Source organism: Sphingobacterium sp. UBA7249 (assembly GCF_002472835.1).
GTDB classification, from domain to species: domain Bacteria; phylum Bacteroidota; class Bacteroidia; order Sphingobacteriales; family Sphingobacteriaceae; genus Sphingobacterium; species Sphingobacterium prati.
The window spans coordinates 649,823-662,549 of the sequence record NZ_DKST01000015.1 but is presented as its reverse complement, the minus strand read 5'-3'; the positions used below and the strand labels follow the sequence as shown (position 1 = coordinate 662,549).

Sequence of the window (12,727 nt, the reverse complement as noted above, 5' to 3'; positions counted from 1 at the left end):
TTAGTTAACAGTAAAAAATATATAAATTGGCATCAATGCAAAACCAATGCTGATAATAACCGAATAAGTAATACCAATTACCTTAAACCAACGTACAAATTTTGGATGGTACAGTCCAAGTGTCCGTACTGCACTATGAATGCCGTGGATAAGATGATAACATAAAGCCAGCATTGACAAAACATAGATTAACACATACCACCACTGTCGGAATACGGCAATAACCAATACATAGAGGTCCTTGTTTCCTTTGACATCTAGCGGCGGTGCGCCAAACTTATAGACATACCAGAAGTTCTGTAAATGGATCACTAAAAAAATCAGGATAAGCGTACCCAAAATTCCCATATTTCGCGAATACCACTTACTTGCGCGTCCACGATGATCCGATTGATAGTCCCCGCCTGCTTTCTTATTCTTTATCGTGATAACTAAGCCATCTATGGCGTGCAGTATAATGCTCAGATAAAGTACATAAGAGACTATTTTAATCAGGATATTTCCTGATAAGAAATGGGAATAAGCATTAAATTGCGAATGTGCCTGCTCCTCAGGTAAAAATAACTGTAAGTTTCCCAGAAAATGGATAAGCAAAAAGAAAGCGAGAAATAACCCTGTTAAACACATGAGCATCTTCTTTGATAAGGTCGATAGCATAAGCTTTTTTCTTTAATAATAACCAATGACTTTCATCCATAATCCGCCTACACCCATATAGATAATAAGTAGGACGATCCCGATTTCTAAACCACGCAACCACCAGGACTTGAGATCAACATAACCGCTACCAAAAAATACCGGTGCCGGCCCATGACCGTAATGTGTTAATACGCCGTATATGGACCCGAGGAACCCAAGCATCATGGCCAATAACATGGGCGGAATACCTAATGATACCCCAACGCCCAATAATGCTGCATACATTGCAGCAACGTGGGCTGTAGCACTCGCAAAGATGTAATGGCTAAAGAAGTACACCAAAATAATTACCGGGAAAGCAATTTGCCAGCTCAGCCCTCCAATCTGTACCTTGATCAAATCACTGAACCAGCCTATAAATCCGAGTTCATTCAGTGAACTGGCCATCATCACCAAAACGGCAAACCAAACAATTGTATCCCAGGCGCCCTTCTCAGCTTTTACATCTTCCCATGTCAACACCGAAGTGAGCAAGAGCAAGGTAAGCCCAATAAATGCAGTCGTAGTCGCATCAATAGACAATGTACCCCCAAAAATCCAAAGTGCCAAAAGAATAAAAAAGGCCAATAACATCAACCATTCATTTCTGGATATTGGTCCCATCTCCTTTAATTTTTCTGCGGCCATTTTCGGTGCATCCCCTGTCTTCTTTAGCTCAGGTGGATAAAGTTTGTATAATACCAGTGGAACAACAAAAAACGCAACAATCCCCGGAATAAAACCAGCCACTGCCCAAGACATCCAAGTAATATCAATTCCAAGATTGGCGGCAAACTTTTGACACATTGGGTTACTCGCTGTTCCAGTTAAAAACATGGAGGATGCAATCAAATTCATGTAGTAGCTATTCAATGTCAGATAGGAACCCAATTTTCGATGTGTCTCAGGCCTGTCGGGAACAGAATCAAAACTGATGGCCATTGACTTCATAATCGGATAAATAATACCACCGCCTCTGGCGGTATTACTGGGAATTGCAGGTGCTAAACATACATCCGCTAAGCCTAAGCCATACGCTAGCCCTAATGAACTTTTTCCAAATACACGTATAAAAAGAAATGCGATGCGATTACCTAAGCCTGTTTTGATAAAACCTCTTGCAATGAAAAAGGAGATTCCAATCAGCCAGATAACTTTGTCTCCAAAACCAGTTAGTGCTTTGGTAATCGATTTACCGGCATCTCCCGGAGCGAGAACCTGTGTCAGTGCGGTGAACGCGATCGCCATCATACACATGGTTCCCATTGGTGCAGCCTTAAGAATGATACCGAGAATGGTAGCGGCAAATATGGCAAACAAATGCCACGCTTCGGGACTGACACCCTGAGGTACAGGAATAAACCACAAAATGAGCGCAATAATAAAGGTGATGGCAACATTTTTGATGCTAATTTCTTTCATAATAAATGGCGTTTAAAAGATTAAAATCTACTTTGTACTTGAACGATAAATAAATTTTTATTGTATTCATTGGTATTCTGAGTTTGTTTCTTATAACGGTCGAGCTGAAGACCGAGCTGTATACGGGCACCATAATTCTTTAAAAACTCCAGACCAAACATAGGCGTAAAAGTTTGCCTTGCATTTGCATTTAACTTATAATTTGGATCGATATACTCGTAACGACAAGAAAGCTCAAATGCACTGAGGTTGTAATAATTAACTTCATACCTCAAATTTGGAAGGAAATAGATGCCCCGAATGAGGTAATCACTTAGTTTTGATGTCCGCGCACTCTCATCCAATGCATAGTACAAGTTATGATTTATGGCCTGTTTTGCTTCCAGCTGCATATCCAGGTTCCAACGTTTTCCAAAGTCTATGTTTCCACTTAAGTCTACGCCCAGTGCATGTACTTGCTTTTTCACGACCTCACCTATCCCACCATTTAATCCTAGATTGACTCCATATTTCTTTGAAAGCCCAAATACTAAGCGCGTTGAATATTGTTTTCCGTTGTCATTATCCACGACTTGGTTTTTACCATTTCCATTAACCACCGAAAAGGAATAACTGAATGGCATATCTCCTAAATTAACTTCCCCCGTTGCAGCCATTCCTATCTGGAAACTCGCCCAGCCCAACTTACCAAATTCAAGGTATTGATTTGACCAGTCCAACGATTTAATAATATCTATTGGGTAGGTTTCCTCAATGCCAAACCAAGGTCGGAACTGACCAACTGTAATGGCTAATTTAGGGCTAAAAGTATATTTTAAATAAGCATTCTCAAGCACCTTTGTTTTTGGGTCACTTTTAAAATCAGCCAGGTTGGCAAGCACAGCCACTTCGGTCCGTTTGCTGATCTGCGCACGCATCTGCACCCGCATATACTTCACCATAAAGTTATTGTCTGTTCCTTAGCCATCACTGTGATGGAGCCCGTTGACATCCACGTCTTTCGTTGTACTGATGAGGTACCTTGCTTGAAAAAGTCCTTTTATCTGTAATTTAGGGTAGGTTACATCTCCTTTGGTCTGCTGTACCGAATCTCTTTTAACTGACTCAACTGGACCAGGCTCCTGCCCCTTGACAGTTGGGCATAGCAATATGTATAAAACAGAAATTAGAACGTAAAGTTTCCTCATATCTAAAATTATTATCTATCCGCTAGTAGCCTAGCGCGCTTTTCAATGTCAATAATGTTATCATTTATTCTTTCCCTACTAACATATAGACAGATGAATGGTTTTAATTTTTTTTATAAAATTTATAACTCAAGGAAAATATTAACCAAATACACATGAAGTTGAGTAAATTCCTTGTTTTTATGTATTTTCACGGCTGGATGTAAAATGAACGCTAACGCTAAACTGCAGTTATTATAACCTTTAAGATCTTCATAAACTGTTACATCCTGTAGGATACATTATAGATAAATTTTAGAACCAATCAATCGTATGAAAGAACAATTAATCAGAAAATGCTGTCTCTGCCTAGTACTAATTATCTATGGATTTTACATCCCCGTTTCCAAAGCTGCGAAACGAGAGAAACCGGCCATGTTCTGGACATGGCTTGACTATAATCCGGCTACAAATTTTGACTCCATCTGCCGTGAGATGAATTATTTGGGTATAGATGGGGTTATGTTAAATGCGGCAAGTCCTGATGAATATCGTGTTGCGATTCCTATAGCAAAAAAATATGGCATACAGGTAATTGCTTGGTTGTGGACCATGAACCTGGAACATGATCGGGATAAAGTTCTCAGGGAACACCCAGACTGGTTTAGTGTCAATAGAAATGGAAAAAGTTTGGCTGATACCACAGCATATGTTGGGTATTACAAATTCCTATCACCTGTCGTGCCAGAAGTGAAAGATTACCTTAAACAAAAGATCCAATCCTATTGCGAAGTTGATGGGCTCGCCGGAATCTCGATAGACTATAATCGTTATGTTGATGTTGTATTACCGACTACATTGTGGCCAAAGTATAATATCGTCCAAGACCGTGAATACCCTGCATGGGATTATGGATACCATCCAATTGCAATAGCAAAATTCAAAAAACAATACGGTTATGACCCTAGAGCACAAAAAGATCCTTCAAAAGATTTAAAATGGAGACAGTTTCGTTGTGACCAGATCACTGAAATAGCTAATATGATTGCAGATGTTGTACACGCTCATGGAAAGACAATGGCTGCGTCTCCTTTTCCCACGCCTAAAATGGCTTCGAGAATGGTTCGTCAAGACTGGGGTAAATGGAACTTAGATCTTGTATTTCCAATGGTCTATAGCAGCTTTTACACAGAAGACCCGAGCTTTATAAAAGACTGTACCTTGGAAAATGTTAGAGATAAAGCAAGCCATACCACCCTTTATTGTGGTTTAATGGCTAAAAACAATGATGAAATGTTTGTTGATATGGATGAAGCATTGAACAATGGTGCTCAGGGTATTTCAATTTTCACTATACATACCCTCCGGGATCCAAAATTCAAAGAGCGCTTCAGAGCTTATACAGCAGCTGCAAAATCAAAAAAAGAAAAAAACAATGGAACTTTACCTCAAATCTCAGGCAATAAGGTAGAAAATGATCCTTTTAAAAAGGCTGGAATTATGAAATTAATCGCACAAAAAATTCAGGACATGGTAAAGGCTGAAAATCCGGCAGCAAGCCCTGTAGCATTGTCAAAATATAAGCAAATTGACAGTTATGATGTGACCAAAAAATATCTCGTAAAGGATACAGTCAGCCAAAAGAATTTCTATGTTACTTTCTTCTTCTATGGCGACATTCTTTCAGGCTGGAATGTTGATCCTGCACCTGCAAATAGCTAGAATAGATATACTTTGCTATCTTTGGTATTTTATAAAAAATTGAACACATGAATAAAACTTTTGGCTTGATAACAGCGCTGTTTATCCTGAGCTATACAGGTGCGGCAGGCCCGTGCCTTGCGCAACGGACGGCGACTGAATCAACAGTACGGGATACGACAGCCTTAGATCAAGCAACTTTAAATACCATTCTCGAAAAGAGCCGTCAATGTTATAAACAAGGAAAAGTAGCAGATTACATACCCGAACTGGGCAAAGCAAATGCGCAATCCATTGCACTTTCTGTTGTCAATAGCAATGGTACTGTCGTCAGCGCCGGGGATATCCAGCAGAAATTCACCATCCAGAGTATATCGAAGATCATTGCACTGATGATTGCGGTCCAGGAAAATGGAGAAGCAACTATTTTTGAGAAAATGGGGTATTTTGGCACAGATAAGCCTTTCAATCATTTTGGCAATCTGGAGACGATGGGAAAACCGCTTAATCCAATGATGAATGCGGGTGCCATACTGACCACAGCACTTATTAAAGGAAAAGGTGAAGAACCATTTGTTAAAATCCTTAAGATGATCCGTTTCATCACAAACAATGAACATATTGATTATAGCCGTGCAGTGTACAACTCAGAAAGGGAAACAGGGCATCGCAATCGAGGCATGTTCTATATCATGCGAAACAATGGCTTAATTGATGGCGAAGGAGAAGAAAAACTCAATAACTATTTTAAACAATGTTCGATCGAAATCACGGTCGAAGATCTAGCCAAAATAGGTTATTTTTTTGCCCACCATTGCGTCCGTTATGATGGGAACAAACAATATCAGGACCGCAATCTATCGCAGCTGATTCAGTCACAGATGTTAATCGCCGGTATGTACGAATTCAGTGGTGAATATGCACGTACGGTTGGTTTGCCCAGTAAATCCGGTGTCGGTGGCGGAATCACGGTCAGTGTCCCCGGTAAAATGGGGATAGGTGCCTTTAGTCCCGCTTTAGACCAGCATGGCAATTCGCTTGTGGGTTACCGCATGATCCTTGATCTGGTAAAAGCCAGACAACTCAGTATTTTTAATTAACAGATTAACTCCTGTTAATTAACCCTTTATAAAACCGAATTCCTATTTCACTTGTTTATTCCTTGGCCGACATAGCTATATGAAGGCTAAGGAATTATTAAATACCAAAAATTAAACCAATGGTCAGAACAGAAACAATAATCGCTGTAGAAAGCGTTCCAGCAAGTTCATCATTTTATCAGAAACTACTGGGCTGCAACAGCGCGCATGGTGGCGAGACTTTTGAGATACTAACAGTCGATAATCATGTGATTTTATGCCTTCACAAATGGGGTGAACACGCGCACCCTACACTACTCCAACCCAAAAATGCCGGAAATGGTCTCATCTTATTCTTTCGGGTAGGCAATCTCCAGGAGGTATTTGAAAATGCCACAAAACTCGATGCTACTTTCGAAAAGGAAATTCATTACAATGAAAACTCCCTAAAAAATCAGTTTATTCTTCGGGATCCGGACAACTATTACCTGATGATATCTGAATAAGAGGATTCGTCCGTGAATAATTCCCATGGACCAGGGTACTAAATGTTGCTTTGATTAGTTTTCTTAAACCAGTTTAAGTTTATTATTCAATCTTTCCTCCAACTTTGTAGTATAAAAATATAACACAATGACAGCACGATTAAATATTGCAAAAGTAGACGCAACAGCGTACAAAGCAATGATGGGTTTAGAAACCTATCTTGCTGAGACTTTTTTAACTCCTATCCAAAAAGAGCTCATTAAGATAAGGGCATCCCAAATTAATGGATGTGCTTTTTGCCTGGATATGCATACAAAGGACGCGTTAAAGTATGGTGAAACTCCACAAAGGATATTTTTACTGAACGCTTGGCGCGAAACCGAATTGTTTAATGTCGAAGAACAGGTCTTATTGGAGATGACAGAGGAAATTACATTAATTCACCAACAGGGCTTAACGGAGCAAACCTATCAGAAAGCAAAGAATCTCTTTGATGAAAAACAAATTGCACAGATCATCATCGCTATTATTACGATCAATGCTTGGAACAGAATCGGAATAAGCACACATTTAGAATTATTGAAATAGCGAACAAGACGCCCTATCCTGGAATTGAATGAACCTATTTATGAATATGAACAAAGATTTTGATCGAGGACTAAAAAACTTGAAAGATATCTAAAATAGCTTAAGAAAATCTTGATACAAAAAAAAGTATTTAAAGCACAGTTGAATCTGCTCTAAATACTTTTTATTTTTCTTGAAAACAAACCGAATTAACGACGGCTCATTAGGATACGTAAAATATACCAAAACAATAGCATAATAGAAGAAAATAGCTGTAAAGCCGCTCCTACATACTGCTCATTGCCGTATTCATATTTTAGCTTCTGCGTTTGGTACAAAATGCTACCCGAAGCGATCAAAACCATGATTACCGAAAACCAAAGTCCCAATTGAAATCCAAATATTGCTCCAGCGACAATTGCGCCCAATGCTAAGAAACCGCCAATAACCAGGATATTTTTCAGAAAAGAAAAATCCTTATTTGACATAAAGGCAACGGCTGTCAGTGCTGTAAACAGGGCAACAGTCATGATGCTTGCCTGATATAGCATACTTGCCCCATCTGTCATCGCCGCAGCGATGTAAATCATTGGTAAGAAAATAATTGCCTCCAACACGATGTAGAATGCCAGTCCCATATACTGCGTCTGTCGGCTTTGGGCTAAGGTCCATCTCGAAGAAAGTGACGCTCCTAACCAGAAGCAACCAAGAAGAAATAACCAGATAAATTTTCCACTGACCATCCAGACGATAAAATCATAAGGCACTAATTTTATCAACAGGCTTTCTAAAACAATAAATGCCAAAATCGAAAGGGCAACATGAAGATATGTTTTCTTATAGAAAACTCCCCTTTCAGCCTCATCATTAATAAGTAAATATTCTTGTGATTCCATAAAACAGATAATAAGATATATTAATATAAATTAAAAATAAGCATTAATTCTATTTTAGCAAGAAATAATTTCAGTGGTGAGGGCAAAAAAGAACCCCGCCTAGCGGGGTCCATTCAAACAAACAACTTATTTCCAGCCTCCTCCCAAATCTTTGTAGATATTGACAACAGCATTCAGCTGTTGCTTCTTAGTTTCTATTAATTCAAGTTTTGAATCCAATACATCGCGTTGTGTCATTAACACTTCCATATAATCGGCACGTGCCGACTTGAATAAATCACCTGATACGACCACTGAATTATTAAGCACCTCAACTTCTTTGGTTTTAAAATCATAGCTCTTTCCAAGATTTTCGATATTAGAGAGCTGTGTGGATACTTCGAGATAGGCATTTAGGATCGTCTTCTCGTAATTATAGACGGCCTGTATTTGTTTGGAGTTTGCCGTACTGAACTCTGCTTTTAGTCCATTTTTGTTCAACAGAGGCGCTGCCAGCTCACCTATTATATTATACAGCATAGATTCTGGCATTTTAAATAGATAAGACGGCTTAAAAGCTTGCAAACCAAGAGCAGCAGATATCTCTAAAGACGGGTAAAACTCTTTTCTTGCAATCTGTACATCCAATTTGGCGGCTGCCAGTTCATATTCCGCCTCACGAATATCAGGCCTATTACTCAATAGTTGACTAGGGATACCTGTTTGTACTTTCGAAGGTATCATATCCACAAAAATGCTTTTATCGCGTTTTATCTCCTGTGGGAAACGTCCTAAAAGAAAATTGATACGGTTTTCCGTTTCTTTAATCTGTTGTCGCGTTTCGAATTCCATGCCCTTCGTTTTCAATACCTCCGCCTGAAATTTCTGAACAGCAAGTTCCGTCACACGTGCCGCTTGCTTCTGTAGTTTGATTACTTCTAGCGCATTGTCCTGCAACTCGATACTTTGTTTAATGATCGTCAATTGGTTATCTAATGCTAATAGTTCATAATAAGAGCGGGCAACCTCTGCAATAAGACTGCTCAGGACAAAGTTTTTGCCTTCGACTGTAGCGAGATAACGGTTTAATGCCGCCTGTTCGGAATCTTTAAGTTTTTTCCAGACGTCAATTTCCCAGCTTGCATAAGCCCCTATCGTTAAATCACCTAGTGGATCAGGCATCTCCTTACCTGGCGCAATCTCTGTGCTGGCGTCACCTGCTCCTTGGCTGGTATAACGGCCGACTTTTTCCACACCACCACCGGCGCGTAAACTTACACTTGGTTTCAACGCGCCTTTTCGCAATAAGATATCGTTTTTGGCGATTGCCAATTCCTGCAAGGTCACATTTAACTCCTGGTTATTTTTTAATGCGGTGTCTATTAACGCAACTAAATTGGGATCACTAAAAAAATCACGCCACTTCACGCTCGCCGAACTCGTTGTATCTTGTGTTACAGCTTCGGCAAATTGCTGTGGCACCTGCTTATTTTCTTGAATCTGCGTTGCTTTAGGAACTTTGCAGCCGGTCACTGCCGTTGACAACAGAAGTCCTATTATCCAGTGTTTATTTATTTGACTAGCCATTGTTATCGATTTCTTCAGTTAATGGATTCTCATCTTCGTGTTTGATGAGCTTGCGTTTGGAAGCAATTGTTCCAAAAATAAAGTACAGCCCCGGTATGACAAGGATACCAAATACAGTTCCAAATAACATACCTCCTGCTGCTGCTGTACCAATAGTCCGGTTGCCGATCGCTCCCGGTCCGGAGGCCATTACTAATGGAATCAAACCTGCAATAAATGCAAAAGATGTCATTAAGATGGGCCTAAACCGTACTTTAGCACCTTCCAGTGCCGCTTCGATAATACTTAACCCTTGTGCATGTCGTTGTGTGGCAAACTCAACGATTAAAACCGCATTCTTACCCAGTAATCCAATTAGCATCACCAAAGCTACCTGAGCGTAAATATTATTTTCCAACTCAAGGACTTTCAACAAGAAAAATGCACCAAAAATACCGATTGGCAAAGAAAGTAACACTGCAAACGGCATGATAAAACTCTCATACTGTGCCGATAAAATAAGATAGACAAAGCCTAGACAGATCAAAAATATATAGATGGCCTGATTACCACGCCCGACTTGGTCTTTGGAGATACCCGCCCAATCTATACCGTAGCCATGCGGCAAGGTTTTGGCCGCAACTTCATTAATCACCTGAATGGCCTCACCACTACTATACCCAGGGGCGGCGGAGCCGGAAATTTCAGAAGCCATGTACATATTATGCCGAGTGATCTCTGATAGTCCGTAGACCTTTTCCATATGCATAAACGCTGAAAAAGGTACCATCTCATCCTTGTCATTTTTCACGTACAGCTTCAGGATATCCTCCGGAAGAGCTCTATACTGTGGTAATGCTTGTACCATGACCTTATATTGCCGGTCATACTTAATAAAATTGGTCTCATAGTTACTCCCGACCAATGTAGAGAGTGTATTCAAGGCATTATCAATCGTGACACCTTTTAACTGGGCCATATCATTGTCGATATGGAGCATATACTGAGGGAAACTCGCGCTATAAAAGGTGAAAACAGAGGATAGCTCAGACCGTTTATTCAATTCACGAACAAAATCCTTACTCACAGTTTCCATTTTCTTGTAGTCACCTGAGCCCGCTTTGTCCAAAAGTCGCAATTCAAATCCCCCAGCAGCACCATAGCCTGGCACCGCAGGTGGCTGGAAAAATTCGATGGAAGCACCGGGAATATTTTTCGCGGCGTTTTCCAGCTGTTCAATAATTTCCTGCGACGATTCTTTACGCTCCTCCCAACTTTTTAAATTGATCAGACACGTTCCTGTATTGGCCCCTGTTCCTTCAGTCAATATTTCATAACCCGCCAACGAAGAGACCGATTGTACACCATCGATATCCTCCGCTTCCTTCTGCAGGGTTTGAGCAGCCAAATTTGTCCGCTCTAAAGTTGATCCCGGCGGTGTTTGGATAATGGCGTAAATCATCCCCTGATCTTCATTTGGAATAAAACCTGCCGGTACAGAATTATTCAAAAAATAAGCGCCGATACAGAATCCGATCAACACCACAAACGTAAGGAGACGTTTGTCAACAATACCTTTTAGTAGGAAAACATATTTGTTTGACATTTTGTCAAACAAGCGATTGAAGGCATCCAAAAACTTGTCTACAATAGATTTTTTGCGCGGCTTTCCGTGGTTATTCTTTAGCATGATAGCACACAATGCAGGTGTCAATGTCAATGCCACCAGCCCCGATAAAATGATTGACGTCGCCATCGTAATGGAAAACTGGCGGTAAAATATCCCGACAGGTCCGGACATAAAGGCTACAGGTATAAATACCGCTGCCATCAGAAACGTTATCGCGATGATGGCTCCGCTGATTTCATGCATCGCTTTCTTTGTCGCCTTATACGCAGAGATATGCAGCTCTTCCATCTTGGCGTGCACTGCCTCGATGACAACAATGGCATCATCAACCACAACACCAATAGCCAATACAAGAGCAAACAAGGTAATCAGGTTGATCGTGATACCAAAAAATTGCATAAAAAGAAACGATCCTACTAAGGAAACCGGCACCGCAATGGTCGGAATCAATGTCGAGCGCCAATCTCCCAAAAATAGGAAGACAACGATCGCTACCAAAATAAAGGCTTCAACTAAGGTATGGATAACCTTTTCCATGGAGGCGTCCAAAAATTTAGAGACGTCATAACTGATCTCATAATCCAGTCCTTTGGGAAATGAGCTTTTCAGTTCTTTCATTTTATCTTTAACATCCTGGATAACTTGAGAAGCATTACTACCATAGGATTGTTTCAGTACGATTGCAGCAGACGGTTTCCCATTTAAGGTCGAATAGATATCATACATTGCCGAACCGAATTTGATGTCCGCAACGTCCCTCAGACGTAACATTTCACCGTTGGCATTTGTACGCAGCACGATATTGCCATAGCCCTCTGTCGTGGTAAAACGTCCGGGATATTTCAGCACATATTCAAAGGACTGTGAAGTAATACCGGATGACTCTCCGGCCTTACCCGGAGATGCCTCCAAACTTTGTTCTGAAAGGGCTTTCATTACCTCCTCCGCTGAAATTTTATACGCTGTCATGCGATCTGGTTTCAACCAGATCCGCATGGCCAATTCCCGTGTTCCAAGAATATTTGCCACACCAACGCCATCGACACGCCGCAGCTCCGAAACGATGTTCATATCCGCGTAGTTGTACATAAAATTTCCATCAAGGTCTTTGTCCTTACTGTAAAGGTTGATATACATCAACATATTAGATTCTTCCCTTGTAATCTTAACTCCCTCCCGTACGACAATAGGCGGAAGCTTGTTGACGACCGAAGCCACACGGTTCTGCACATTCAAGGAAGCTTGGTTTGGATCCGTGCCCAGATTGAACACCACCTGGATACTAGCTTCCCCGTCGTTACCGGCGTCTGAAGCCATATATTTCATTCCGGGGACACCATTTATGGCGCGTTCAAGTGGAATAATCACTGATTTTATCATCAATTCACCATTTGCACCTGGGTATTCTGCTGTAATATTTACTTTAGGTGGTGATATGGATGGAAACTGAGTTACTGGAAGTTGTACCATGGAAAGAACCCCAAGAAACACAATGATCAGTGATATGACAATCGAAAGTACAGGTCTATTTATAAAACGACTAAACATAATTATTTA

Annotated in this window: 11 protein-coding genes; 4 read left to right on the top strand and 7 right to left on the bottom strand. The window is 40.5% G+C overall.

What is annotated here, in order from left to right:
- Genes B4A24_RS13545 through B4A24_RS13530 form a run of 4 tightly spaced genes read right to left on the bottom strand, consistent with a single transcriptional unit; the run spans nucleotide 1 to nucleotide 3,287 of the window.
- Nucleotides 1-657: a succinate dehydrogenase cytochrome b subunit gene (locus tag B4A24_RS13545; RefSeq protein ID WP_293945622.1), complete on the bottom strand. Its 657-nt coding sequence runs from the start codon at nucleotides 655-657 to the stop codon at nucleotides 1-3.
- Between the two features lie 12 nt (nucleotides 658-669).
- On the bottom strand, nucleotides 670-2,100 hold the full coding sequence (locus B4A24_RS13540) for an anion permease (RefSeq protein WP_293945621.1): 1,431 nt from the start codon (nucleotides 2,098-2,100) through the stop codon (nucleotides 670-672).
- Nucleotides 2,101-2,120: 20 nt separating this feature from the next.
- The gene (locus B4A24_RS13535; RefSeq protein WP_293945620.1) at nucleotides 2,121-3,041 is read right to left on the bottom strand and encodes a porin; all 921 of its coding nucleotides are present in this window, start codon (nucleotides 3,039-3,041) and stop codon (nucleotides 2,121-2,123) included.
- An 18-nt stretch (nucleotides 3,042-3,059) separates the two neighbouring features.
- On the bottom strand, nucleotides 3,060-3,287 hold the full coding sequence (locus B4A24_RS13530; protein ID WP_293945619.1) for a hypothetical protein: 228 nt from the start codon (nucleotides 3,285-3,287) through the stop codon (nucleotides 3,060-3,062).
- A 312-nt stretch (nucleotides 3,288-3,599) separates the two neighbouring features.
- Between B4A24_RS13530 and B4A24_RS13525 the strand changes: the two genes are divergently transcribed.
- The 4 genes from B4A24_RS13525 (at nucleotide 3,600) to B4A24_RS13510 (ending at nucleotide 7,120) form a co-directional block, all read left to right on the top strand.
- Nucleotides 3,600-4,988 carry a hypothetical protein gene (locus tag B4A24_RS13525; protein WP_293945618.1) on the top strand — a complete coding sequence of 463 codons (1,389 nt, stop codon included), beginning with the start codon at nucleotides 3,600-3,602 and terminating at the stop codon, nucleotides 4,986-4,988.
- A 47-nt stretch (nucleotides 4,989-5,035) separates the two neighbouring features.
- Complete coding sequence (gene glsA, locus B4A24_RS13520; protein WP_293945617.1) at nucleotides 5,036-6,067, top strand: glutaminase A; 1,032 nt, start codon at nucleotides 5,036-5,038, stop codon at nucleotides 6,065-6,067.
- A 119-nt stretch (nucleotides 6,068-6,186) separates the two neighbouring features.
- Nucleotides 6,187-6,552 carry a VOC family protein gene (locus B4A24_RS13515; RefSeq protein WP_293945616.1) on the top strand — a complete coding sequence of 122 codons (366 nt, stop codon included), beginning with the start codon at nucleotides 6,187-6,189 and terminating at the stop codon, nucleotides 6,550-6,552.
- 127 nt (nucleotides 6,553-6,679) lie between these two features.
- Nucleotides 6,680-7,120, top strand: coding sequence for a carboxymuconolactone decarboxylase family protein (locus tag B4A24_RS13510; RefSeq protein ID WP_293945615.1), 441 nt, complete (start codon nucleotides 6,680-6,682; stop codon nucleotides 7,118-7,120).
- A gap of 188 nt (nucleotides 7,121-7,308) precedes the next feature.
- Here the strand turns inward: B4A24_RS13510 and B4A24_RS13505 are convergent, their stop codons facing one another.
- From B4A24_RS13505 to B4A24_RS13495, 3 genes are all read right to left on the bottom strand, one after another.
- Complete coding sequence (locus B4A24_RS13505; protein WP_293945614.1) at nucleotides 7,309-7,995, bottom strand: Bax inhibitor-1/YccA family protein; 687 nt, start codon at nucleotides 7,993-7,995, stop codon at nucleotides 7,309-7,311.
- 126 nt (nucleotides 7,996-8,121) lie between these two features.
- Nucleotides 8,122-9,561 (bottom strand): TolC family protein, encoded by a 1,440-nt coding sequence (locus B4A24_RS13500; protein ID WP_293945613.1) that lies wholly within the window; start codon nucleotides 9,559-9,561, stop codon nucleotides 8,122-8,124.
- The gene (locus tag B4A24_RS13495; RefSeq protein ID WP_293945612.1) at nucleotides 9,554-12,718 is read right to left on the bottom strand and encodes an efflux RND transporter permease subunit; all 3,165 of its coding nucleotides are present in this window, start codon (nucleotides 12,716-12,718) and stop codon (nucleotides 9,554-9,556) included. The genes B4A24_RS13500 and B4A24_RS13495 overlap by 8 nt, the downstream gene beginning before the upstream one ends.
- Nucleotides 12,719-12,727 lie beyond the last annotated feature (9 nt).